22 protein-coding genes and 1 tRNA gene are annotated in these 22,843 nt (G+C 60.9%); 18 read left to right on the top strand and 5 right to left on the bottom strand.

Features of this window, described 5'->3' with window-relative positions; all coding sequences use genetic code 11:
- The first annotated feature begins 104 nt into the window (after window positions 1-104).
- The 5 genes from ABOC32_RS12500 (at window position 105) to ABOC32_RS12520 (ending at window position 3,759) form a co-directional block, all read left to right on the top strand.
- On the top strand, window positions 105-494 hold the full coding sequence (locus tag ABOC32_RS12500) for a helix-turn-helix domain-containing protein (protein ID WP_426811223.1): 390 nt from the start codon (window positions 105-107) through the stop codon (window positions 492-494).
- Window positions 495-557: 63 nt separating this feature from the next.
- Complete coding sequence (gene gacA / locus ABOC32_RS12505; protein WP_023047491.1) at window positions 558-1,196, top strand: response regulator transcription factor GacA; 639 nt, start codon at window positions 558-560, stop codon at window positions 1,194-1,196.
- A gap of 6 nt (window positions 1,197-1,202) precedes the next feature.
- The gene (uvrC, locus tag ABOC32_RS12510) at window positions 1,203-3,026 is read left to right on the top strand and encodes an excinuclease ABC subunit UvrC (protein WP_086978392.1); all 1,824 of its coding nucleotides are present in this window, start codon (window positions 1,203-1,205) and stop codon (window positions 3,024-3,026) included.
- Between the two features lie 33 nt (window positions 3,027-3,059).
- A complete protein-coding gene (gene pgsA / locus ABOC32_RS12515; RefSeq protein ID WP_016498771.1) occupies window positions 3,060-3,620 on the top strand; it encodes a CDP-diacylglycerol--glycerol-3-phosphate 3-phosphatidyltransferase in 561 nt (186 codons plus the stop codon).
- 63 nt (window positions 3,621-3,683) lie between these two features.
- Window positions 3,684-3,759 (top strand) — tRNA-Gly (locus tag ABOC32_RS12520).
- A 271-nt stretch (window positions 3,760-4,030) separates the two neighbouring features.
- Here the strand turns inward: ABOC32_RS12520 and ABOC32_RS12525 are convergent.
- The 5 genes from ABOC32_RS12525 to ABOC32_RS12545 form a co-directional block, all read right to left on the bottom strand.
- Window positions 4,031-5,377 (bottom strand): OprD family porin, encoded by a 1,347-nt coding sequence (locus tag ABOC32_RS12525; RefSeq protein WP_426811224.1) that lies wholly within the window; start codon window positions 5,375-5,377, stop codon window positions 4,031-4,033.
- Between the two features lie 186 nt (window positions 5,378-5,563).
- Window positions 5,564-6,580 (bottom strand): histone deacetylase family protein, encoded by a 1,017-nt coding sequence (locus ABOC32_RS12530; RefSeq protein WP_426811225.1) that lies wholly within the window; start codon window positions 6,578-6,580, stop codon window positions 5,564-5,566.
- 26 nt (window positions 6,581-6,606) lie between these two features.
- A complete protein-coding gene (locus tag ABOC32_RS12535; RefSeq protein ID WP_426811226.1) occupies window positions 6,607-7,539 on the bottom strand; it encodes a 2-hydroxyacid dehydrogenase in 933 nt (310 codons plus the stop codon).
- A gap of 1 nt (window position 7,540) precedes the next feature.
- The gene (locus tag ABOC32_RS12540) at window positions 7,541-8,296 is read right to left on the bottom strand and encodes a class II aldolase/adducin family protein (protein WP_426811227.1); all 756 of its coding nucleotides are present in this window, start codon (window positions 8,294-8,296) and stop codon (window positions 7,541-7,543) included.
- Window positions 8,296-9,606 carry an MFS transporter gene (locus ABOC32_RS12545; RefSeq protein WP_426811228.1) on the bottom strand — a complete coding sequence of 437 codons (1,311 nt, stop codon included), beginning with the start codon at window positions 9,604-9,606 and terminating at the stop codon, window positions 8,296-8,298. Before ABOC32_RS12545 ends, ABOC32_RS12540 begins: the two co-directional genes overlap by 1 nt.
- Before the next feature lie 155 nt (window positions 9,607-9,761).
- Between ABOC32_RS12545 and ABOC32_RS12550 the strand changes: the two genes are divergently transcribed.
- From ABOC32_RS12550 to ABOC32_RS12610, 13 genes are all read left to right on the top strand, one after another.
- On the top strand, window positions 9,762-10,739 hold the full coding sequence (locus tag ABOC32_RS12550; RefSeq protein ID WP_426811229.1) for a LysR family transcriptional regulator: 978 nt from the start codon (window positions 9,762-9,764) through the stop codon (window positions 10,737-10,739).
- A 268-nt stretch (window positions 10,740-11,007) separates the two neighbouring features.
- Window positions 11,008-11,625 (top strand): helix-turn-helix domain-containing protein, encoded by a 618-nt coding sequence (locus ABOC32_RS12555; RefSeq protein WP_426811596.1) that lies wholly within the window; start codon window positions 11,008-11,010, stop codon window positions 11,623-11,625.
- A gap of 4 nt (window positions 11,626-11,629) precedes the next feature.
- Complete coding sequence (gene sctC / locus ABOC32_RS12560; protein WP_426811230.1) at window positions 11,630-13,288, top strand: type III secretion system outer membrane ring subunit SctC; 1,659 nt, start codon at window positions 11,630-11,632, stop codon at window positions 13,286-13,288.
- 1 nt (window position 13,289) lies between these two features.
- Window positions 13,290-14,399 carry a type III secretion system gatekeeper subunit SctW gene (sctW, locus tag ABOC32_RS12565; protein WP_426811231.1) on the top strand — a complete coding sequence of 370 codons (1,110 nt, stop codon included), beginning with the start codon at window positions 13,290-13,292 and terminating at the stop codon, window positions 14,397-14,399.
- 15 nt (window positions 14,400-14,414) lie between these two features.
- Window positions 14,415-16,466, top strand: a complete 2,052-nt coding sequence (locus tag ABOC32_RS12570) for an EscV/YscV/HrcV family type III secretion system export apparatus protein (RefSeq protein ID WP_426811232.1) — start codon at window positions 14,415-14,417, stop codon at window positions 16,464-16,466.
- Between the two features lie 11 nt (window positions 16,467-16,477).
- Window positions 16,478-17,779 carry a type III secretion system ATPase SctN gene (sctN, locus tag ABOC32_RS12575; protein ID WP_426811233.1) on the top strand — a complete coding sequence of 434 codons (1,302 nt, stop codon included), beginning with the start codon at window positions 16,478-16,480 and terminating at the stop codon, window positions 17,777-17,779.
- On the top strand, window positions 17,763-18,218 hold the full coding sequence (locus ABOC32_RS12580) for a hypothetical protein (RefSeq protein ID WP_426811234.1): 456 nt from the start codon (window positions 17,763-17,765) through the stop codon (window positions 18,216-18,218). Before sctN ends, ABOC32_RS12580 begins: the two co-directional genes overlap by 17 nt.
- Window positions 18,215-19,195 (top strand): hypothetical protein, encoded by a 981-nt coding sequence (locus ABOC32_RS12585; RefSeq protein ID WP_426811235.1) that lies wholly within the window; start codon window positions 18,215-18,217, stop codon window positions 19,193-19,195. Before ABOC32_RS12580 ends, ABOC32_RS12585 begins: the two co-directional genes overlap by 4 nt.
- Window positions 19,192-20,100, top strand: a complete 909-nt coding sequence (locus tag ABOC32_RS12590; RefSeq protein ID WP_426811236.1) for a FliM/FliN family flagellar motor switch protein — start codon at window positions 19,192-19,194, stop codon at window positions 20,098-20,100. The genes ABOC32_RS12585 and ABOC32_RS12590 overlap by 4 nt, the downstream gene beginning before the upstream one ends.
- Window positions 20,093-20,755, top strand: coding sequence for an EscR/YscR/HrcR family type III secretion system export apparatus protein (locus tag ABOC32_RS12595; protein WP_426811237.1), 663 nt, complete (start codon window positions 20,093-20,095; stop codon window positions 20,753-20,755). Before ABOC32_RS12590 ends, ABOC32_RS12595 begins: the two co-directional genes overlap by 8 nt.
- 9 nt (window positions 20,756-20,764) lie before the next feature.
- Window positions 20,765-21,019, top strand: coding sequence for an EscS/YscS/HrcS family type III secretion system export apparatus protein (locus ABOC32_RS12600; protein ID WP_426811238.1), 255 nt, complete (start codon window positions 20,765-20,767; stop codon window positions 21,017-21,019).
- Window positions 21,020-21,025: 6 nt separating this feature from the next.
- Window positions 21,026-21,805, top strand: a complete 780-nt coding sequence (gene sctT, locus ABOC32_RS12605; RefSeq protein WP_426811239.1) for a type III secretion system export apparatus subunit SctT — start codon at window positions 21,026-21,028, stop codon at window positions 21,803-21,805.
- 1 nt (window position 21,806) lies between these two features.
- A complete protein-coding gene (locus tag ABOC32_RS12610) occupies window positions 21,807-22,838 on the top strand; it encodes an EscU/YscU/HrcU family type III secretion system export apparatus switch protein (protein WP_426811240.1) in 1,032 nt (343 codons plus the stop codon).
- The last annotated feature ends 5 nt before the right edge of the window (window positions 22,839-22,843 follow it).

Raw genomic sequence — 22,843 nt, forward strand, 5'->3', positions numbered from 1 at the left:
TGTCGCGACCGAAGCGCAGGGGCATAGTGAACCCAGGCGTTCACGGTCGCCCGCAGACGGGGCGGCGGAGGATGAGCGTGATCAGGGATAAGGAGAAGCCCACAATGAACGGGATTGGTCCGCGGCTGCGGGAAGAGCGTGAACGCCTGGGCATGACCCAGCGCGTGTTTGGCGATATCGGTGGGGTCGAACCCAATGCCCAGGGCAAGTACGAAAGCGGCGAGCGCACGCCACGGGTCGATTACCTGGCAGCCCTCGCGGCCAGGGGGGTGGATGCACTGTACGTGCTTAGCGGCATTCGCACGCCGGCCCCGCTGGAGGGGCTGAGTACGGATGAGTCGGGGTTGCTGGGCGCCTTCCGGCAATTGCCCATGGACGACCAGGCGGCCATCTGGCACCTGCTGGGCCGCTTGAGCAGCGATAGAAAGCCCAGGCAAACAGTGAGGCATGTCACTGTTGAGCGTCAGGCGTTTCTTACAGAAGCAATGCGTTAGACCCGTTTGGAAAAATTTTGTTAAGGTGGCGGGATCCAATCGCCCTGCTGACGAGGTGTGTGCTTGATTAGGGTCTTAGTGGTCGACGATCACGATCTGGTACGAACCGGTATTACCCGCATGCTGGCCGACATCGATGGCCTGCAGGTGGTGGGTGAGGGGGACTCGGGCGAATCCGCGCTCAAGCTGGCCCGTGAGCTGAAGCCGGACGTGGTGCTGATGGACGTGAAAATGCCCGGCATCGGCGGCCTGGAGGCCACCCGCAAACTGCTGCGCAGCCACCCGGACATCAAGGTAGTGGCCGTGACCGTGTGCGAGGAAGACCCGTTCCCCACGCGCCTGTTGCAGGCCGGTGCGGCCGGTTACCTGACCAAGGGCGCAGGCCTTGACGAAATGGTCCAGGCCATCCGCCTGGCGTTTGCCGGCCAGCGCTACATCAGCCCGCAAATCGCCCAGCAGCTGGCGCTGAAACCGTTCCAGCCGCAGGGCTCACCGTTCGACACGCTGTCGGAGCGGGAAATCCAGATTGCCCTGATGATCGTCGGCTGCCAGAAAGTGCAGATCATCTCTGACAAGTTGTGTCTCTCGCCCAAGACCGTCAATACTTACCGTTATCGGATCTTTGAAAAACTCTCGGTCACCAGCGACGTCGAACTGACCTTGCTGGCCGTTCGCCACGGTATGGTCGACGCAAGCCTGTAAAACCTCATGTCCCAAGCTTTTGATGCCAGCGCATTCCTGGCGACCTGCAGTGGTCGCCCGGGCGTTTACCGGATGTTCGACGCCGAAGCCCGGCTGCTTTACGTGGGCAAGGCCAAGAACCTCAAGAAACGCCTGGCCAGCTATTTCCGCAAAACCGGCCTGGCGCCCAAGACCGCCGCGCTGGTAGCGCGTATCGCCCAGGTTGAAACCACCATCACCGCCAACGAAACCGAGGCGTTGCTGCTGGAGCAGAACCTGATCAAGGAATGGCGGCCGCCGTACAACATCCTGCTGCGCGACGATAAATCCTACCCCTACGTGTTCCTGTCCGACGGCGAGTTTCCGCGGTTGGGCATTCACCGTGGGGCGAAAAAGGCCAAGGGCCGCTACTTTGGCCCATACCCCAGCGCCGGGGCCATCCGCGAAAGCCTCAGCCTGCTGCAAAAGGCCTTTTCGGTGCGCCAGTGCGAAGACAGCTACTACGCCAACCGCACCCGGCCGTGCCTGCAGTACCAGATCAAACGCTGCAAAGGGCCCTGCACCGACCTGGTCAGCGCCGAGGAATACGCCGACGACGTGCGCCATTCGGTGATGTTCCTTGAAGGCCGTAGCCAGCAATTGGGCAACGAGTTGAATGCCGAGATGGAGAAGGCCGCCATGGCCCTCAATTTCGAAAAAGCCGCCGAGTTGCGCGACCAGATCGCCCTCTTGCGCCGCGTGCAGGACCAGCAGTACATCGAGGGCGGCACTGGCGACGTCGATGTCATCGCCGCCTTCGTCAACCCGGGTGGCGCCTGTGTGCACCTGATCAGCGTGCGCGGCGGCCGGGTGCTGGGCAGCAAGAACTTCTTCCCGCAGGTGGGCATCGAGGAGGAAGTGGCCGAGGTCATGGCCGCGTTCCTCTCCCAGTACTACCTGGGCAACGCAGAGCGCGAACTGCCCGGCGAGTTGATCGTCAACGTGGTTCACGAAGACTTCGACGCCATCACCGAAGCACTACACACGCTGCGTGGCCGCGAGCTGACCATCAGCCACCGGGTACGTGGCACGCGCGCCCGCTGGCAGCAGCTGGCAGTGACCAATGCCGAGCAGGCGCTGAATGCCCGCCTGGCAAACCGCCAGCACATGGCTGCACGCTTCGAGGCCTTGGCCGAAGTGCTGGGCCTGGACGAAGTGCCGCAGCGCCTGGAGTGCTACGACATCAGCCATTCCAGCGGCGAAGCCACCGTGGCCAGTTGCGTGGTATTCGGCCCCGAAGGTGCGCTGAAGTCCGACTACCGCCGCTTCAACATCGAAGGCGTCACTGCCGGCGATGACTACGCCGCCATGCACCAGGCCCTGACCCGTCGTTACGGGCGCATCAAGGACGGTGAGGGCAAGCTGCCCGACGTGTTGCTGGTGGACGGCGGCAAGGGCCAGTTGAACATGGCCCGCGATGTGATGCAGGAGCTGGGCTTCACCGACCTGACCCTGCTCGGTGTGGCCAAGGGCGTTACCCGCAAGGCCGGTTTTGAAACCCTGTACCTGAATGACGTGCACCACGAGTTCACCCTGAAAGGTGATTCACCGGCCCTGCACCTGATTCAGCAGATCCGCGACGAAGCCCACCGTTTCGCCATTACCGGCCACCGCGCCCGCCGCGGCAAGGCCCGTCGGGTGTCCAGCCTGGAGGACGTGGCCGGGGTAGGGCCCAAGCGCCGGCGCGACCTGCTGAAACATTTCGGCGGCCTGCAGGAGCTCAACCGCGCCAGTATCGATGAAATTGCCAAAGCCCCCGGCATCAGTAAAAAGCTTGCCGAGTCGATTTATGCCAGCCTGCATAGCGAGTAGAATGCCGGGCTCAACTTGCAGCCAGTCGTACCGATGAATATTCCAAACCTGCTCACCGTTCTACGCGTCCTGCTCATTCCGTGCTTCATCCTGCTGTTCTATATGCCCTATCACTGGAGCTATATGGCAGCCAGCAGCGTGTTTGCCGTTGCCGCCGCCACCGACTGGCTGGACGGCTACCTGGCGCGTCGCCTGCAGCAGAGCACACCGTTCGGTGCCTTCCTGGACCCGGTGGCCGACAAGCTGATGGTGGCGGTGGCCCTGGTGCTGCTGGTGCAGACCCACGCCAACTTCTGGCTGACCCTGCCGGCCGCGGTCATCATCGGCCGCGAAATCGTGGTGTCGGCACTGCGCGAGTGGATGGCCGAGCTGGGCGCACGGGCGCACGTGGCGGTGTCCAACCTTGGCAAGTGGAAGACCGCGGCACAAATGCTGGCGCTGGTGATCCTGCTGGCCAACCCGCCAGCGGTAACGTTCTGGGTCATCCTGGGCTACGGGCTGCTGCTGGTGGCGGCGGGGCTTACGCTGTGGTCGATGGTGCACTACCTGCTGGCCGCCTGGCCGCACCTGCGCGAAGGCTCGGAACAGAAATAAACTTTTTTTGAATCAAGGGCTTGACGCTGTTTTAGAAATCGCTAGAATGGCACCCATCACGACGCGGGAATAGCTCAGTTGGTAGAGCACGACCTTGCCAAGGTCGGGGTCGCGAGTTCGAGTCTCGTTTCCCGCTCCAAATTCGATCCTCAGTGCGTCGCTGGGATCAAAAAAGAAGAGGCCCTAGGGCCTCTTTTTTTATGCCTGCATTTTATTGACGTTCTCCTTTCTCAAAGCAAACACAAGCCCTGTAGGAGCAGCCTTGTGCTGCGAAGAGGCCATTGCAGCCGAAGATGATCTTCAGCCTTGCCGGCCTCTTCGCAGCACAAGGCTGCTCCTACAGGTTGATGCTTAAATATGAATGATGGTGCAAGACCGTTGCTCCGATAGCCCCGCGCAGGTTTGCCGGGCTATTTCAGAAAGTTCAGGTCCAGTGGGTAGTCCAGAATGATCCGGGTCTGGTCCAGGTCATTGGCGATTGCCCCGTAATCACCGCCCGTGCGCATCGACGCATGCAGCACACGCAGGGACAGGTTTTTTACAGGCCCGGACTGCACCACGTATTTCACCCACAAGTCCCGTTCCCACTGCGAACCGTCGCGGACCGCCTGGAACCGTGAATAGGCACCGCCGGCATCGCGGCCATCAATATCGGTACCGCGTATGTAGCGCGCCGTGAAGCTCAGCCCGGGTACGCCAAAGATGACGGCGTCCAGGTCGTAGCGTGCACTCCAGGCTTTTTCGTTGGGGCTGTTGAAGTCGCTGCCCTGGGAGGCCGCATCCAGTTCGATGTCGAAACTGTTCCAGACATAGTCGAAAGGCTGGTCGCCATCGATGCGGGTATAGGCCACTTCGAACTTGTGCCCACCCAGTGCGTAGCCCACCCGGGCACTCCAGGCATCGTTGCGAATATCGCCCAGTAGCGAGGTACCGGTGTCACGCGTACGGTAGTAATTGGCGCCGGTATTGAACACGCCACCCACCTTCAAAGGCACACGGTATTCGATGGAGGCAAACTGCTGGTTCCAGATATTGTCCAGTTCCGACCCGAACAGTTTGACCTTCACATTGTCGACGCCGGTGTAGATGCCGCCGTAATAACTGACAAAGTCACTGTCGGCCTGGCGGCCACCGTAGGTGGTACCCAACTGGCCGCCGTGGTTGGTTGCTGCCCGGTCGCTGCTGGAGGTGAAGCGCCCTGCGTTCAGGGCCAGCCCGGCGAAGGAATGATCGGTGACGTTCCAGCCTCGGAGCGTTTGCGGCAGCAGGCGGATATCACCGTATTTGAGTACGGGCGAATCCGGGAACAGGTCGCCATAGGCCAGTTCAGTGCTGCCAACCCGCACCTTTACCGCGCTACCGGCCTTGGAGTATTCATGTTTGGGGTCGCCCTGGTTGTCGCGCGCGACGATGCCGCCATTGCCAATACCGTCGCCAACCCGGCCCTTGCCACCGTCGAGCTTTACCGCCCCCATGTAATGCAGGTCCAGGCCGAACCCCACCAGCCCCTGGGTGTAGCCGGAATTGAACTTGGCCAGCACACCTTGCGCCCATTCCTGGCGATAACTTTGCCGCTCGCCGGCCGGGTTGAGGTAACTGCCGTTGCGGTTGTCGGCGTTCCAGTAGAAGTTTCGCAAGCCGACCGTGGTGGTACTGTCTTCAATAAAACCATGGTCCGATTCAGCCGCGCAGGCAATCGAGCCCAACAGACAGGCACTCGCGCCTGCCATCCCCAAGGTGAAATTTTTGAGCGACATGAAGACTTCCTTATTGCCAGATTAAGAACGGCAGCGTGAAGATTTATTGTTATTGCCCCTGCGTCTGCGGCGGGCAGCCGGGGGCCTGATCGCTAACTTGCGGGTGCGGCGAGTTGCGCTCTTTATTGTTGTATTGCTCGGAAGGCCGGGTTGCCCATGGCAACCCGGAGCACATCGGGTGTTGCCTCAGGCAGTCATGCCGTTAAAGAAGCGCGAGGCATTTTCATCCAGGGTCGCAATGTCGTAGCCACCCTCCTGGACCACCACGCAAGGCAGGCCCAGCGCCTTGATCCGCTGCCCCAGCAGGCGGAACCCTTCATGGCTGACGTGTACCTTGGACTGCGGGTCGTTTTCGTAGATGTCAAAGCCCAGCGACAGCACCAGCACGTCCGGCGCGAAAGCACGCAGCGCCGTTGCCGCCTTGTCCATGCAGGCAAAGAAATCCGCTTCGCTGGCGCCGTGTGCCATGGGCAGGTTCAGGTTGAAGCCAACCCCTGCGCCAGCCCCGGTCTCATCATCGAAACCGGCGACCACCGGGTAGAAGTTGGTCGGGTCGCCATGAATCGACACGTACAGCACATCGTCCCGCTCGTAGAAGATTTCCTGGATGCCCTGCCCGTGGTGCATGTCGGTGTCGAGCACTGCCACTTTGCCGAACTTGCCACGCAGCACTTGGGCGGCTATAGCGGCGTTGTTCAGGAAGCAGAACCCACCTGCGGCTTCGGCGCGGGCGTGGTGACCTGGTGGCCGGCACAGGGCATATGCGGCCTGGTCGCCTTCGATTACCGCATGTGCCGCGGCCACCGCGCTCTGCGCCGACCAGTAGGCGGCCTGCCAGGTGTGCTCGCCAATCGGGCAACTGCCATCGGCCAGGTAGCGGGCCGTCTTGCCGAGGATGCCGCGCAAGGGGTTGCCTTCGCGGATGTAGATGTTGGACATCACCTCATCGCCCCAGTCCTCTGGCACTTCATGCCATTGCTGGTAGGCGCTGTCCAGGTAGTCCAGATACGGCTGGCCATGCACGGCCGCCAGCGGCGCCAGGCCGTGGTCGGCGGGTTCGAGCAGCGGGTAGCCGAGCTTTTCGACCACGGCCAGTAGCGGGTCGATGCGTGCCGGCACTTCCTGCGGTTGGCGCATCTGGCCACGCGACAGGTAGGAACGGGGGTGGTGCAGGCGTTGAGCAGGATGGAAAAACGTTTTCATGGAACACCTCTTGGTAACGCGTGCGGTCAATAGCCCAGTTCGGGATTGACCAGGTTGTTCAGTTCCAGCCCGGCATTCAGGCGCGACACGTTGTCGGCCACTTGCCGGGCGATGCACAGGTCGGATGCGGCCGAAGCCATGTGCGGTGTCACCCACACCCCGGGCGTGTGCCACAGCGGCGAATCGGCGGGCAGCGGCTCCTGTTCGAACACATCGAGCAAGGCGCCGCGCAACTGCCCGCTGGCCAGCGCCTGGCGCAGGTCGTCCGGGTTAAGGTGCTGGCCACGGCCACAGTTGATCAGGGCGCTGCCTTCGGCCATGTGCCGGAATACCGCATGGTTCAGTACACCGTGCGTGCTGGCGGTGAGGGGCAGCAGGTTGACCAGCACATCCAGCCCGGTGAGGAAATCATGCAGCGAACCCGCGCCTTCAAAGGTGGTTACGCCATCGAGCTGGCGCGGCGTACGGGCCCAACCGCGCACGTCATAACCTGCCGCCGCCAACCGCTGCGCCACCGGTGCGCCAATCGCGCCCAGCCCCATCACGCCAACCCGGTAGTCGCCTGCCTTGCGCTGCACCGGGCGCTGCCAGTGCTGGCGGGCGTTGCCTGCAATCACCCGGTCGAAGCCCCGGTGAAAGTGCAGCACGCCCCAATGCACGTACTCGCTCATGCCCTGGGTGTGGTCAGGGTCGACCACCCGGCACACAGGCAGCGACACATCGCGTGAGCTGTCCTGGGCCAGGTGGTCGATCCCCGAGCCGATCGAGTGCACCAGGCGCAGGTTCGGCAAGCGGCCAAGGCTACCTTGGGGCGGGAACCAGCACACGGCCACTTCGGCGTGCCGTGCGCCGGCAGCGTCCGGGCGCAGCACGTTCAGCTGCGGGGCGTGTTCGGCGAACAGCGCGGCCAGCCAGTCAGTCAGCGCCGGGTTCTGGCAAAGCAATACAAGGCTGGCCATGTCAGCTGCACCACTCGCTGCGCTGCGCGTCGATCAGGCTGAGCGCGGCCTGCCAGGCCATGTCGATGATGCCGTCGATGCCATCGCGGCCGAACTGGGCTGCGGTGTGCCGGCACACTTCCTCACTGGGGATGTTCAACGCCACGCCGGCAGACATCGCCTGGATTTGTGCCTGGCAGGCGCGCTCCAGGAAATAGATCTCGTGGAACGCTGCCGCCACGCCGCTGCCGGCGGCCAGCAGCCCATGGTTGCGCAGGATCATCGCCTTGTGCGCGCCAAGGTCGGCGACCAGCCGCTCGCGCTCTTCCAGTGACAGGGCGATGCCTTCGTAGGTGTGGTACGCCAGGTTGCCGTAGAACTTCAGCGCGTGCTGGGTCAGCGGCAGCAAACCGTCGCGCTGCGCTGCCACCGCCATGCCCGCTGCCGTGTGGGTGTGGATGATGCAGTGCAGGTCCGGGCGCGCCTCGTGGATCGCCGAGTGGATGACGAAGCCGGCCGCATTGACCTTGCCACTGTTGAAGTGGCTGTCGACCACGTTGCCGTCCAGGTCGATCAGCACCAGGTCGCTGGCGCGCATCTTCTCGAACGCCACGCCGTAGCGGTTGATCAGAAAGTGCCGGTCAGGGCCCGGTACACGCAGGGTGATGTGCGTATCGATCAGGTCGGTCATGCGGTAGTAGGCGATCAGGCGATACAGCGCCGCCAGCTCACAGCGCGATTGCCATTCGGTGTCTGACATATTGTGAGGCTTGCTCATCAGGCGATTCCTTGCGAAGTGGAGAGGGCGGCCGGCCTGGCGCCGGCGCTGCGCAGGTGCGAGAGCCCCAGCACGCCGGCCAGCGACATCAAGGCCAGCACGCTGAAGAACAGCGCCAGCGGTACCCATTGCCCGGCGAACTGGCCGGCAACGAACGTGCCCAGCATTGGCGTGAGGCCACCGGTCAGGCCGCTGCCCAGTTGGTAGGCGATGGAAATGCCCGAGTAACGCACCCGGGCCGGGAAGGCTTCGGCCATGTACCCGGCAATCACCGCATACAGTGCCGACAGCATGACCACGGCCAGGGCGATGCCGGCGGTCATGTAGACCACATTGCCGGTTTGTACCAGCAGGAACATCGGGTACGGCACCACCATGCACAGCGCAGCGACCCACGTCAGGAAACGCCCTTCGCCGAGGCGCTCGGCGAGCATGGCCGAACAGGGTTGCGAGAGAAACTGCAGGATGGTGACCACGAACAGGCAATCGAGAATGGTGGTCTTGGCGATGCCCTGATACTGGGTGACGTAGGTGATCATGAAGGTGTTGGTGAAGAAGAACCCGCCAGAGCCGATGGTCACGGCCAGGGCTGCGAAGACGATGTTCCGCCAGTGGTTGCGCAGCACTTCGCGCACCGGGTTGGCGCTGGTCTGGTCGCTGTCCTTGACCTCGGCAAACTCTGGCGACTCCGGCACGCCGAAGCGGATCAGCAAGCCGACGATCATCAGCAGCCCGCTCATCAGGAACGGAATACGCCAGCCCCAGCTCATCAGGTCTTCCGTCTCCATGGCCGTGATGAAGCGGAAGGCGATCAGCGCCAGCAGCAGGCCTGCCGGGCTGCCCCACTGGGCGAACGAGGCGAAGAACACCTTGCGGCCCTTGGGCGCATGCTCGCTGGCCATCAGCACCGCGCCGCCCCATTCGCCACCGACTGAAATGCCCTGTAGCAGGCGCAGGAAGATCAGGCCGATGGGGGCCCAGATACCGGCCTGTGCGTAGGTTGGCAGCAGGCCGATGCAGGTGGTGGCCACGCCCATCAGCACGATGGTCACCAGCAGCATTTTCTTGCGCCCCAGGCGGTCGCCCAGGTGGCCGAATACCATGCCGGCGAACGGCCGGGCGATGAAGCCCACGGCAAAGCTGCCGAACGCGGCCATGGTGCTGAGCATCGGGTTTTCGCTGGGGAAGAACAGCTGCCCGAGCACCAGGGCTGCGGCAAAGGCGTAGATGTAGAAATCATAGAATTCGATGGTGGTGCCAATAAAGGCAGCCGCCGCGGCACGACGCGGGGTGGGGGTGTTGGTCGTCATCTGAGGCTCCTGGGCGTCATTGTTATAGGCAGGAGAAGGAGAGCCCTGCACGGGCAGGACAAAGGCACTCTGGCGGTGCGTTGCTTGATGGTGAGCCAAGTCCTATTCTAGGAAAAGCTTCTAATTTAAATACTCAAGTATAAGACCAACAAATAATGACGCCGACGACCACGCCCCCAGCAAGAGACCCCGAAGCCAAGCGCTTTCTCAACGATCGCCTCGACTGGAACCTGTTGCGCACGTTTCTGGTGATCGGCCAAGAGGGCAGCATCAGCCGGGCGGCGGCACGCCTGCACTTGAGCCAACCAGCTGTGAGCCAGGCGCTAAGGCGCCTGGAGGAGCAACTGAACAGTGCCCTGGTGGTGCGTCGCGGGCCGCGCATCACCCTGTCGCAGGCGGGGCAGGAAGTGATGCAGATCGCTGCCGAGCTGTACGGCACGGTCTCGCGGCTGGGGCCTGCGCTGGATAGCCCTGCCGAGACAGTGACGGGCAAGATCCGCCTGCTCAGCATCAGCCGCATCCAGTCCCGTGCGTACGACGACTTCCTGGCGCAGTTTCACAGTGACTACCCGCAGGTGGAACTGGAAATCGATGTGCTGCGCAGTTCGGATGTGGTCAGTGGCCTGTTGCAGAAGACCGCATCATTCGGTTTGAGCCTGTGTCGCACCCCCCAGCCAAGGCTGGAGCAACGGGTGCTGCTCGAACAGCGCTACGCGTTTTTCTGTGGCAAGCGCCATCGTTTTTTTGGTCGCAAGAACCTGACCGTCGCGGACCTTCAAGGCGAGAACTTTGTCAGCTTCACCAGTGACCAGATGGGCGGCAACCTGTCGCCGCTTACGGTGTTTCGCGATCAGCAGGGCTTTACCGGGCGCATTGTCGCGTCGTCGCCGAGCCTGGATGAAATTCTGCGCTTGGTGGGGGCCGGCTATGGCATCGGCTGCCTGCCGGAGCACATCGTCGCTGCGGATGTGCAGGCCAACGAGCTGTGGCGTTTGCCGCCGTGGGACGGGGTGATCGATGTGAACGTGTACCTGCTCTGGAACCGCGAGCAGAAATTGACTCAGGCCGAGTCGATATTCCTGGAGCGATTCCAGCAAATGCTCATGACCACAGACCCGGCCGAACGGTTCTGATCGGAGGGGGCGGGGCGCCAGTGCTTATCGTGCCCGCAGCTGTCATCAGTTTCTCATCAAGATTGTTCGGTGGGTCTTCAGCATAGTGGCTGGGAATCTATTCCGGGTGATGGTGATGGTGGTAGCTGAAGTGGAGACGGGCGAAAGACCAGACTCGCTTTTAACCCTGAGGGATTGGTGTGCCCTTGTGAAGTCTGGTGAGCAAGTCATTCGTATTTACAATGGCTGTGATGTTTTGTGTCTGGCGCATCGTGAGGGTTCAGCTTGCTTGTGCCTGGCGCCTGGGTGGCAGGGCTTGCTGGTCTTACGCCCGGGATTGCAAGTGCTCAGTGGAAGTGCCTGGGTGCTGCCTTTGTCGCAAATGAATCTTTTCAAATTGCAGCTCTTTATTGATCAGGGGGGCGTGCCTGAGGTGCAACCTGCTCGAAGCGAGCCCTGGGCAGTGTTGAGCGAAGGTCGTGGCCAAGGTCGGGCAGCGCCGGCGCTGGAGTCCTGGTATCTCACCCTTGCGCTGCAAGGTGATGCTGCCTATCGAGATTTTGCCCGTCATTTGCGCAGTAGTGAGCGTTATCAGTTGCTCGTTTTTTTGCTGGAGCAAGGTTCGGGCGGTGTAAAGCTCCAGGACCTTGCAGGTCGCTATGGCGTGTCGGTCTCGCACTTCAGAAGGCTTTGCCGTCAAGCGCTTGGTGGTACGGCCAAGTCCGAGTTGCGTGAGTGGCGTACGGCACGAGCGCTGTTGAGCATGGCTCAAGGCGCAGCCTCCCTGACAGACGTTGCCTTGGAGTTTGGTTACGCCTCCTCCTCGCATTTTTCCAAAGAAATCAGAGAGCTGGTCGGAATTGCGCCGAGTAGTTTGATCGATATAACCGGCCTGTCGAGCGAATAAACTCATGACGTTTAAAAGTGGTTTTCCGCGCGCGGTCATGCTCGTGATTTGTTGCCTGTTGCCTATGGCTCCTTCGGTTGCCTCTGTTCGTGCTGAAGAGGGTTATGTGGCTCGCCAGGAGGGCCTGCGCACATTCTTCGATGCACTGTCAGCGTCCTTGGGTCAGCCGGTCATCCTCAGCAAAGCAGCCGCTCGGCGCACCATCAGTGGCGAATTTTCGCTCGTCGCACCGCAGCAGACGCTGGAGCGTATCGTTCGGCAAATGGCGTTGATCTGGTACAGCGATGGCCAGACGTTGTATGTCTATGAGGCGAGCGAAGCGAAGCGCGCCGTTATTTCGTTGAATACCATTACTGTCCAGAAGCTGGATGCCTTCTTGCGCAGCTCAGGGTTGCGCGATGCCCGATACCCTTTGCGTCACGATGGATTGCGGACCTTTTACATTTCTGGCCCGCCGATCTATGTCGACCTCGTGGCGCAGGCCGCGCAATTCATGGACAACCAAAGTGCCAGCTTGCAACTCGGACAGCAGCGCATTGGCGTAATCAATCTGCGCAATACCTTCGTTGCAGATCGCAAATACGAATTGCGCGACCAAAGCATCACGGTACCCGGCATTGCGACGGCCATCGAGACGCTGCTCAAGGGGGAAAGCCGTGCTATCGACGCGGCAATCAACAAGGACGGGGAAGCGCATCCGGGTGGCATGCCGAGCTTTCCATCGGGCGGGCTGGGTGCCCTCGAGCCCGACTCTCCCGACATGACCGCGCCGCGGAGCATTGCTCGCGATCTGGCTGCCGGCAATATCCGCGTAGTGGCTTATCCCGATACCAATAGCCTTCTGGTCAAGGGGCTGCCGGAGCAGGTGCTTTTTATCGAGAATCTGGTTGCTGCGCTCGATGAGCCAAAGCGCCATGTCGAGCTCTCCCTGTGGATCATCGATCTGCAGAAGGACGATCTCAATGAGTTGGGCGTCGACTGGAAGGGGTCGTTCAAGGTCGGCTCGAAGGTGGCGGCATCGCTCAACGGCGGCTCGCTGAGCACGCTGGATAGCACGTCGTTCATGGCTGCCATTTCGGCGCTGGAAACCGACAGCCGCGCCCGGGTGGTTTCGCGCCCGGTCGTGCTGACTCAGGAAAACGTTCCGGCGATTTTCGACAATAACCGTACCTTTTATGCGCGGCTGATCGGTGAGCGCAGTGTAGAGCTCGAACATGTCACTTACGGCACCTTGGTCAGCGTCTTGCCACGCATTTCAGCCTCCGGCGAAGTTGAGATGGCGCTCAATATCGAGGACGGCAGTGTGGTCGATTCAACCAACGGGTCGTCTGGGGTTGACGCGTTGCCGACGGTTGGCCGAACGCGGATCAGTACTGTTGCCCGGGTGCCGCGGGGTAAAAGCCTGCTGGTTGGAGGCTTCACCCGTGACGAGAGTGGAGAGGTAATCAAGCGTATCCCGGTGCTGGGGCATATCCCGTACCTGGGGCGGATGTTCAGCTACCGGCAGACCCGTGAATCCAACACGGTCCGGGTGTTCCTGATTCAACCTAAAGAGCTCGATAGCCTGCTGGAGCCCGGCGTTATGCAGCTTGATTCGCGGGTGATCGACAAGGCGGCCCGTGATCCGGCCGACCGCGCGGTGCTGCGCGCGCTGGAGCGCTGACATGGATGCCATGGGTACAGTGCGGCCGCGCGTACAGATGTCGCGCCCGCATCAGGGCAGCGAGCCCCAGGCAAAGGCCGTTGAAGCGCCAGACGACGATGCCTCTCCAGCAGCCAGCGTTCAGCGATTCGTTGAGAACAGCGATGAGATGGCGGCTTCCCTGCGTTCGCAGTTTCGCCGTAGAGGCGATTTCGGCGACAAGTTCGAAGGTTTGGCAGAAAGCTTTGAGCGGGTGCTGGATGAAGACGTGATTCCCAAGGCTCGGCAGATACAGTCGCTGGCCAAGCTTGCCGAGCGCAGCATCGAATGGTTGCTGGCGCAGGCCAGGGGATTGTTTCCCGATGACAGCGACCTGGTGCTGGTACTGCGCCAACTGTTGCGGGAGAAAGTGATGGCCGAGGCGACCCGCCGGCGTCTGGAGGCGCTACTGCAACAGGTGCTCGTTCAATCGCCGCCCAAGCGTTTGAAGGCCGGTATCAATTCGGCACTCAAAGCCAAGATGTTTGGCAAGGTGCTGGCGTTGCGAGCGGCCTTGTTGCGTGACACCTATCGCTCGTTTCTTGAGTCCGAAGGGGGGGCGGTCGAATCCTATGAGGGGTGGATAGCCATTTACGGCTATCAGCATCGTGGCCCGGTGCTGGATTTCATCGAGGCTGCGTTATTGACGGACATCGATGCCCAGGACCCCAGTTGTTCACGCGACGAGTTTGGCCAGTTGCTAAAAAAACTGGGTGATCTCAAGCGTCTGCGTTCGGTTGATGCCGTGTTCATCCAGAGGCTGCTCGTACACGAACTGATTTGCCGGCATAACGCCAGCGAGCCGGACTGGTTGGTGTTCTTGCTGGGGCTGCTGCAGTTTCCCGACGAGCTCGACCCTTTGCTGTCAGGCCTGTTTGGGGAGCGATTGTTGCTGGTTGCGCACCACGAGCGCGCACAGCTGTTGCAACTGTTGCGACTGGCCTGTCTGGCGCTGCCGCTGGAGCTTTTTGGTGATGACGAGGCATTGGCGCGCATCGCAGAGCAATTCACGCACTTGGCCGACCTGGTGTTTGCCCATGAAACCATCGAGCGGCATGCCGCGTTGGCGGCTCGTTTCACCCCCTCGTCTTGAAGGCCGGTACCTATCATGCTCGATAAAATCCTGCGCAATGTCGTTTCTCGGCCCGAGCTGCTGATCCTGGCCCTGATGGTGATGATCATTGCCATGCTGATCATCCCATTGCCGACGCCGCTGGTGGATTTTCTGATCGGCCTGAACATCGTCATTGCGATCCTGGTCTTCATGGGCTCGTTCTACATCGAGCGGATCCTCAGTTTTTCCACCTTTCCCGCGCTGTTGTTGCTCACCACGTTGTTCCGCCTGGCGTTATCCATCAGTACCAGTCGGCTGATCCTGGTGCAGGCCGATGCCGGTGAGATCATCGCGTCTTTCGGTGAGTTTGTGATTGGCGACAGCCTGGTGGTGGGCTTCGTGATCTTCGCTATCGTCACCATCGTGCAGTTCATCGTCATTACCAAGGGTTCCGAACGCGTGGCGGAAGTGGCGGCGCGGTTCTCCCTCGACGGCATGCCCGGTAAGCAAATGAGTATCGATGGTGATCTCAAGGCGGGTGTCATCGATGCCAAGGAGGCGCGTGAACGGCGCAGTACGCTAGAGCGCGAAAGCCAGTTGTACGGGTCCTTCGATGGCGCCATGAAGTTCATCAAGGGCGATGCGATCGCCGGGATCATCATCATCTTCGTCAACTTTCTGGGTGGGATCGCAATCGGTGTGGGGCAACTGGGAATGGACATGTCCGAGGCGCTGGCGACCTACACGTTGCTGACAATCGGTGACGGTCTGGTAGCCCAGATTCCCGCGCTGCTGATCGCCATCGGTGCGGGTTTCATCGTGACCCGTGTCAATGGAGACGAGGCCAACCTGGGACGCAACATGATGACCCAATTGCTGGGGCATCCTTTTGTGCTGGGTATCACTGCCTTGCTGGCGGTCGGTGTGGCGATGCTGCCAGGGTTTCCGGTTGCGGTGTTTCTGATCATTGCGAGTGCGCTGGTGGCATTGCTGTACTTTCGCTACCGGCTGGGGAAGAAAACCCCGGGTACTGCCAGCGTCGCTCCATTGGCGGGTGAGGAGGGAGAGCCCGAAAGCGAGTTGGGCCTGATCGAGAATGTCGACGACATGGCCACCGAAACTGTCGCCTTGATGTTGCTGGTGCCAAGCGCTCGCGTCCAAGCGCTGCGTGAGGCTCGATTATGTGAGCGTTTTCGTAGCCAGTTCTTCATCGATTACGGGATCCGGATCCCCGAACCCCGATTGCGCGGCGCCGACTCACTGCCGTCGGGGCAAGTCGCGGTATTGATCAACGAGGTTCGTGCAGACCAGTTCGATATTCACTTCGATCTGCTGCGTGTTGTCGATTACAAGCCAGAGCTTGAACACTTCGATCTGGAGCTGACCCGGGGCGTCGACAGCAACAAGCAAACCAGCGTATGGGTGCGCAGCACCGAGCGCGAAAAATTGCAAAACCTGGGGCATCAGTTGCGGACGGCCTATGACGAATTCTACCGCTGCCTGGTAACCCTGCTGGCTCGCAATATTTCGGAGTTTTTTGGCGTGCAGGAAAGCAAGGTCCTGCTCGACGAGATGGAAGCGCGTTACCCAGACCTGGTCAAAGAGGTCTATCGCCATGCCCCGGTGCAGAAAGTCGCCGAGCTCCTGCAGCGCCTGGTCGCCGAGCGCATCTCGGTGCGCAACATGAAACTGATTCTTGAAACGCTTGCTCACTGGGGCTCGCGCGAGAAAGACGTGATTGTCCTGGTTGAACACGTGCGCGGCGGCCTGGCGCGCTACATCAGTAATAAATTTGCCAACGGCAACGACCTGCGAGTGTTGCTGCTGTCACCGGAGTTCGAGGACGTGGTGCGCAAGGGTATCCGTCAAACCTCTGGCGGAAGTTTCCTCAACCTGGAGCCCTCGGCCAGCGAAGATCTCATGGACCGGCTGGCAGTCGGGCTCGATAGCCTGCACATCCCGCAGAAAGACATGGTCATCCTGGCCTCGGTGGATGTGCGGCGCTACATAAAGAAACTGATCGAGGGCCGTTTTCGGGAGCTGGACGTGGTGTCGTTTGGCGAAATCTCCGATGCCATTTCAGTGACTGTGCTCAAGACCCTTTAGGAGAATGCCCAATGCAACTGACAATGAGCCGGGCATCGCTGGAGCGTCGTGCTGCCCACCCGTTGCGTTTGAATGGTCCACTGCTCGAAGCGGCACTGCACGATGTGGTTATCGGCGAAGTGTGCGAGGTGCGAGGAAACTGGCGGGACACTGCGGTGAGCGCCCGAGCGCAAGTGATCGGCTTCAGCCCCGGTGCGGTGTTGCTCAGCTTGCTGGGTGATGCGCAAGGGTTGTCCCGGGAATCGCTGATCGTGCCGACGGGTGCGTTGCTCAGCCTGCACTGCAGCACTGCCATGCTCGGTAGCGTGATCGACCCCCAAGGGCGGATAGTCGAACGTCTGGCCCCCGGCGATGCATTCGAGGGCCGTGACTGCCCGGTGGATGCTGTTCCGCCGGCCTACCACCAGCGTCGTCCGGTAAACCAGCCGATGGCCACCGGCATACGGGCGATCGATGGCCTGCTGACGTGCGGCATCGGCCAGCGCATTGGCATCTTTGCCGCGGCTGGGTCAGGCAAGACTTCATTGATGAACATGTTGATCGCCCACAGCGAAGCTGATGTGTTTGTTATCGGGCTGATCGGTGAGCGGGGGCGGGAGGTCACCGAGTTTGTCGAGACGTTGCGTCATTCGGATAAATGCACGCGGTGTGTGGTGGTGTACGCGACCTCGGACTTCTCCTCGATCGACCGCTGCAATGCAGCATTACAGGCAACGGCAATCGCTGAGTATTTCCGTGACCAAGGCCGACAGGTGGTGCTGATGCTTGACTCGATGACCCGATACGCCCGTGCTCGCCGCGACCTTGCGCTGGCGGCGGGGGAGGCACCGGCGCGGCGCGGTTATCCAGCTTCGGTGTTCGACTCCCTGCCGCGTTTGCTGGAACGTCCGGGCGTGACCGCCAACGGGAGCATTACCGCGTTTTATACCGTATTGCTGGAAAGTGACGATGAACCTGACCCTGTTGCCGAGGAGATTCGCTCCATCCTCGATGGGCATATCTACCTGAGCCGCAAGCTGGCCGCCAGCGGACATTTCCCGGCAATCGATGTGCTGCGTAGCGCCAGTCGGGTGGCGCATCAAGTCACCGGGCACGATGTTCAGCAACTGGCGGCCACCACCCGCAAGGTGTTGGCCCGCATCGAGCAGCTGCAGGTATTGCTCGATTTGGGGGAATACCGCGCCGGGGAAAATGCGGCTAACGATGAGGCCATGGCCTGTCGCGCAGCGTTGATGGCGTGGCTTTGCCAGGATTTGAGCGAGAGATGCGCGCCTCAGGTCGCGCTGGAGAGCCTGCATGGTCTGCTTGGCTAATGTTCGGCGCCTGCTGGAATTCAGCGACTACCGGCAGCATGCGTGTGAGCGAGGGCTTGATCAGGCCTTGCGCGCATTGGTGCCGCTTCAGCGTGAGTTGCAGGCGATCGAGCAGCAGGCCCATGGGCTTGCTGAGCTCCTGGCAAGTCAGCGTCCCGAGCATCTGCGGTTGAGCCATGCGCAGTTGCTGGCGCTGTTGCGGCGTCAGGCGGTCATTCGGCGGCAGATCGGGAACCTGACGTTGGAGCGCGTCCGTGTGATGGACCAGCAACAGGCGGCAGTTCAAGGCGTCGAGCGTTTGCAAGAGCAGATCAAGGCTCTGCAGAAGAAGCACCTGAAGTACCAACGTCTGGAGCAACGTTTGCTGGGCGAGCGTCGTTCACGTCTGTGGCGCCAGGAAGAAAACGACATTGACGAACTATTGGTGAATTGGAAATGAGCACAGTGGGCCCTCTTGTAGCGGCAGTCCGTTCGGTCAAGGATCTTTTACCCTCCGATGAGCTTGGCCATGAAGATCAACCGCAGGTCTCTGAAGACCTTGTTGCACTGGACGACTTGCCGCAGGGTGCGCTTGTGGTGTTGATGCAGTTGCAGCCACTGCGCGAGCTCCCGCTAAAACCATCGCTGGCAACGCTGCGCCCGGTGGCGGAGCGTGAATTCAGGTCGGCCAAAGTATCGGTGGATCAGGCGATGCATTTGCCAACGAAGCAGCCCTCCGTACCGTTGTCGCCGGCACCGGTTGATACGCGGTTGGCGTTGCTGGCGACGCGTTTCCCACCCGTTGCGCAGACGCCTGTTCAGGCGTCCGTCGCCAATGCGCTCGCCATACCCGCTCAGGCCGCCCTCGATGGGTCGGTCCAGCAGAGCGCGCCATTGTCGCCTACCCGCTTACCGGTCACCATGCGGACGCAGGAGCCTGACCGGACCGCTGGTGCCAGTGCGCTTTGGGCCCGCGATCAAGCTGCCGCGGATAAGCCGGTCAAGCAGGAAACCGCTCAAGCTTTACCGGCGCAACCACCCCCTTTGCTGGAGAAGCCACTGCCTTTGCACCCCGCAATGGGTTTGACGCTGGCTGCCAAACCGAACGCTGATGTGAAGTCGCTGCCTGAAGCCACTGCACGGGAGGGTGGGGCCTATCTTCAGGTGCCCTTCAGCAAAGGTAATGCTGTGAGTCTGATCACGGTCAGCAAGGCGGGGGGCGAGCGCCCCGATCAGTTGTTGCTCAATCCCGACAGCTCCTTGGTTTCCAGCTTTTTGAGCGACCACCTGGCGCAGGTGCCGGATTCGCGCTGGCGTTTGGCTGATCAGCAGGGGCATGAAGACCGCCCTGAGCAGGCACGACCGGATGAGGAGGTCGAAGAGGAGGGCCGCCAAACGCTTCGAGACAGAAGTGAGCAAGCAGGGCAGCAGGCGTGACCTCTACTCTGTCGTTGCGCTGCGTTGAGCCACTTGATTATGAGCGGCGCCATGCGGTGGCCCGCTGGCAGGGTGAAGGGCACCCTGTGCGGCTGAGCCAACCGTCGCCACAGGCCCGCTATCTAGCCTTCCGGGCAGAAGGCTGCCACGGTCACTGGCAAGGCATGATCGGCGCTCGCGAGTGGATGCAAGCCGTGGGGCCGCAATGGTCGCAATGGCTGCTTCGAGAGGGCGTCGGCCAGGAAATCCTGGACCTGTTCTCGGCGGTCAGCCGACCCGTCGAGATTGCGCCCCAGCTGCTGGACTACCAGCGCCTGTTCGAGTTCAGGCTCATTCAGGGAGAGGCGCTGCAAGGGGCTTGTCTGCCCTGCATTGGAACACCCCAGAGTGACTTGTGGGTCTTGGAAGGGCCGAGCCAGCGCAAGCAGGTGTCGCGCCCGCTGCAGCCTTGGTTGCACGCGGTGCCGCAGGCCCTGCGCATCGTGCTCGGCAACAGCGAGCTGGCTCGATTGCCCTATCGGCAACTGGCGAGGGGCGATGTGCTGGTCATCGCCGAGCAAACCCGACAACTCTTCATGGCCGACCTGTGTATCGGCCAGTTCACCTTTGTAAAGGAAGGTCTGCACATGCAACTCACTCCTCCGGATAACCTGTTGCCGGGCGATCCCGGCGTGCTGGCGGAGCTGCCGGTCAAACTTGAATTCGTGCTGGGCGAACTCACCCTGAGCATGGCTACGCTCAGCGCGTGCATCGAGGGCCAGGTGCTGCCTCTGGAACCCACGGCCGCGAGCAACGTTGAAGTGCGTGTCGCTGGCAAGTGCATCGCCGTGGGTGAGCTGGTCCAGCTGGGCGATCGCCTGGGTGTCGAGCTGCGTGAGGTTGGTCGGGGCATGGGTAATGAATGACATTTCAATGATCGGGCTGCTGGCAGTGGCTTCATTGCTGCCATTCCTGATTGCCGCGGGCACTTGTTACATCAAATTCTCGATTGTCTTCGTCATCGTGCGCAACGCCCTGGGCTTGCAGCAGGTGCCGTCGAACATGACCCTCAACGCCGTTGCGCTGTTACTGGCGATGTTCGTCATGAGCCCCGTGGTGCAGCAAGGTTATGACTATTACAAGGAAAACCGGGTGGAGTTCACCAGCATCGATGCGGTGGTGGAATTCGTCGACAACGGTCTGGGCAGTTACCGCGAATACCTGATCAAGTACACCGACCCAGACCTGGCACTGTTCTTCGAGCGGGCGCAGATCGCGCGCGAAAACCCGAATGCCGTCGATGTCGAGCCCGATGAGAAGCTGGAGCCCTCGTTGTTTGCGTTGCTGCCAGCCTATGCACTGAGTGAAATCAAAGCTGCCTTCAAGATCGGCTTCTACCTGTATCTGCCGTTCGTCATCGTCGACCTGGTGGTCTCCAGTATCTTGCTTGCCCTGGGCATGATGATGATGAGCCCGGTGATCATCTCCGTACCTATCAAGCTGGTGCTGTTCGTTGCGCTGGATGGCTGGTCCCTGCTTTCTACCGGACTGGTTGGGCAGTACCTGTCCCTGGCGCAATGAGAATCCGCAATGAATGATCTGGTGTTTGCCGGAAACAAAACCCTGTACCTGATATTGATCCTGGTGGCTTGGCCGATCATCGTCGCTACGCTGGTGGGCTTGCTTATCGGTCTGTTTCAGACCGTGACCCAGCTGCAGGAGCAAACCTTGCCCTTCGGCTTCAAACTGCTTGCGGTGTCGGTCTGTCTGTTTCTTCTTTCTGGCTGGTACGGTGAGACGCTGCTGGGTTTCAGCCGGGAAGTCATGCATCTGGCCCTGAAGTGAATCTCGATGGACGTTAGCCTTTTTTTCCACCTGCATGGCTGGCTGGCCGGCGCGATGATTTGCTTCGCTCGCCTGGCACCGGTTTTTTTCATGTTGCCGTTCCTCAACAGCCGCGCGCTCACCGGAGCACCACGAAACGCCGTGATCGTGCTGGTTGGCATGGCGCTCTGGCCCTACACCGCCGGCACGTTGCCTCGCCTGGACTCGCTTGGCTTCTACGGGTTGCTGTTGCGAGAGGCCGGCGTGGGGGTGATTCTCGGCTGTCTGTTGTCCTGGCCGTTCTGGGTGTTGCACGGCATGGGCAACCTGATCGACAACCAGCGCGGAGCGATGTTGGGTAACACGATCGATCCGGCCAACGGCGACGACACCTCGGAGCTGGCCAATTTTCTCCAGCTGTTTGCGGCAGTGATCTACCTGGAGGGTGGGGGAATGGCACTGCTGGTTGAAACCCTGAGCCGCAGCTACCAACTCTGCTCGCCGGTATTCGGATGCGAGCTGCGGATTCAGCCGTTGCTCGGCCTGCTCGATCCGTTGATCAGTAAAACGCTGATTATCAGCGCGCCGGTGGTGGCGACGTTGTTGGTCACCGAGGCGCTGCTCGGCCTGCTGGCGCGTTTTGCGCCGCAAATGAACGCGTTTTCGGTGTCGCTCACCGTCAAAGGCGCCATCGCGTTTGTGGTGTTGATGCTCTATTTCGGTCCGCACCTGCCTGACGAGATCCTGCGCATGGCCACCCTGCCGGATCGGCTTGCAGACTGGGTCGTCCCGCCGGAGGCGCGCTGATATGTCCAGCGCCTCGAAAACCGAAAAACCCACGGCCAAGAAGCGTCGCGACGCGGCGAAAAAGGGCCAGACCTTCAAGGCCAAGGATCTCTCCAGCACCTGCCTGATGCTATGCGCGATCATCTATCTGTCGAGCAACGGTCACCTGCTGGAGGTGATGGAGGTTTATCGACGCATCATTGCTTCGGGTTTCGCCGCCGATCAGCAGCGTTATGCCGCCGAACTCGGGGTGCTGTTGTTCAAGGTGGTAGCCCCGCTGATCGTTGTGTGCTTTCTCGCCAGCGCCTTGCCCACGTTGTTGCAGACCGGCCTGGCGATTGCCAGCGAGGCCCTGAAGCTGAACTTCGGAGCACTGAACCCGGTTAACGGCTTTAAAAAGCTGTTCAGTCTCAGAACCGTGAAGGATTCCGTTAAATCCCTGTTGTATCTGGGTAGTTTTGTCATCGCATTCTGGATGGTCTGGCTGACTCAGCGCCATTTACTGTTTGCACAACTGCATGCGAAACCCGTCGATCTGTTCCCGATCTGGGCTCATTTGCTTTTGGTGCTGGCGCTGGCATTTCTGGGCTGCATATTGCTGATCGTCATGCTCGATGCGCTGTGTGAGTACTGGCTGTACATCAAGGATCTGAAGATGGACAAGCAGTCGGTCAAGCGCGAGCACAAGGAGCAGGAAGGCAATCCGGAAATCAAGGGGCGGCGGCACGAGCTGCATCAGGAGCTGTTATCCGAACAGATCAAGTCCGACATACGTGGTTCGCGAGTGATTGTCGCCAACCCCACGCACATCGCCGTGGGTATCTACTTCCGCCCGGAAGTCACGGTGATGCCGTTTATCTCACTGATGGAAACCAACCAGCGGGCCTTGGCCGTGCGCAAGTACGCGGCTGAAGTGGGCGTGCCGGTGATCAGTGACATTGCCCTGGCCAGACGCATCTTCAAGACCCATCAGCGCTACACCTTCATCCAGATGCAAGAAATCGAAAACGTCCTGCGACTGCTGGTCTGGCTCGAGCAGGCCGAGCAGGCCTGATGGGC

The sequence above is a fragment of the Pseudomonas sp. WOUb67 genome (genome assembly GCF_050058005.1).
In the GTDB taxonomy this organism is placed as follows: Bacteria; Pseudomonadota; Gammaproteobacteria; order Pseudomonadales; family Pseudomonadaceae; genus Aquipseudomonas; species Aquipseudomonas putida_R.

Coding starts and splice junctions, on each gene's coding strand:
- ABOC32_RS12585 (WP_426811235.1), top strand. CDS start 18,215: ATGAGCACAGTGGGCCCTCTTGTAGCGGCAGTCCGTTCGGTCAAGGAT.
- sctW (WP_426811231.1), top strand. CDS start 13,290: ATGGATGCCATGGGTACAGTGCGGCCGCGCGTACAGATGTCGCGCCCG.
- ABOC32_RS12535 (WP_426811226.1), bottom strand. CDS start 7,539: ATGGCCAGCCTTGTATTGCTTTGCCAGAACCCGGCGCTGACTGACTGG.
- ABOC32_RS12550 (WP_426811229.1), top strand. CDS start 9,762: ATGACGCCGACGACCACGCCCCCAGCAAGAGACCCCGAAGCCAAGCGC.
- sctT (WP_426811239.1), top strand. CDS start 21,026: ATGGACGTTAGCCTTTTTTTCCACCTGCATGGCTGGCTGGCCGGCGCG.
- ABOC32_RS12545 (WP_426811228.1), bottom strand. CDS start 9,606: ATGACGACCAACACCCCCACCCCGCGTCGTGCCGCGGCGGCTGCCTTT.
- ABOC32_RS12595 (WP_426811237.1), top strand. CDS start 20,093: ATGAATGACATTTCAATGATCGGGCTGCTGGCAGTGGCTTCATTGCTG.
- uvrC (WP_086978392.1), top strand. CDS start 1,203: ATGTCCCAAGCTTTTGATGCCAGCGCATTCCTGGCGACCTGCAGTGGT.
- ABOC32_RS12530 (WP_426811225.1), bottom strand. CDS start 6,580: ATGAAAACGTTTTTCCATCCTGCTCAACGCCTGCACCACCCCCGTTCC.
- ABOC32_RS12500 (WP_426811223.1), top strand. CDS start 105: ATGAACGGGATTGGTCCGCGGCTGCGGGAAGAGCGTGAACGCCTGGGC.
- ABOC32_RS12540 (WP_426811227.1), bottom strand. CDS start 8,296: ATGAGCAAGCCTCACAATATGTCAGACACCGAATGGCAATCGCGCTGT.
- ABOC32_RS12525 (WP_426811224.1), bottom strand. CDS start 5,377: ATGTCGCTCAAAAATTTCACCTTGGGGATGGCAGGCGCGAGTGCCTGT.
- pgsA (WP_016498771.1), top strand. CDS start 3,060: ATGAATATTCCAAACCTGCTCACCGTTCTACGCGTCCTGCTCATTCCG.
- ABOC32_RS12570 (WP_426811232.1), top strand. CDS start 14,415: ATGCTCGATAAAATCCTGCGCAATGTCGTTTCTCGGCCCGAGCTGCTG.
- sctC (WP_426811230.1), top strand. CDS start 11,630: ATGACGTTTAAAAGTGGTTTTCCGCGCGCGGTCATGCTCGTGATTTGT.
- sctN (WP_426811233.1), top strand. CDS start 16,478: ATGCAACTGACAATGAGCCGGGCATCGCTGGAGCGTCGTGCTGCCCAC.
- ABOC32_RS12600 (WP_426811238.1), top strand. CDS start 20,765: ATGAATGATCTGGTGTTTGCCGGAAACAAAACCCTGTACCTGATATTG.
- ABOC32_RS12580 (WP_426811234.1), top strand. CDS start 17,763: ATGGTCTGCTTGGCTAATGTTCGGCGCCTGCTGGAATTCAGCGACTAC.
- ABOC32_RS12610 (WP_426811240.1), top strand. CDS start 21,807: ATGTCCAGCGCCTCGAAAACCGAAAAACCCACGGCCAAGAAGCGTCGC.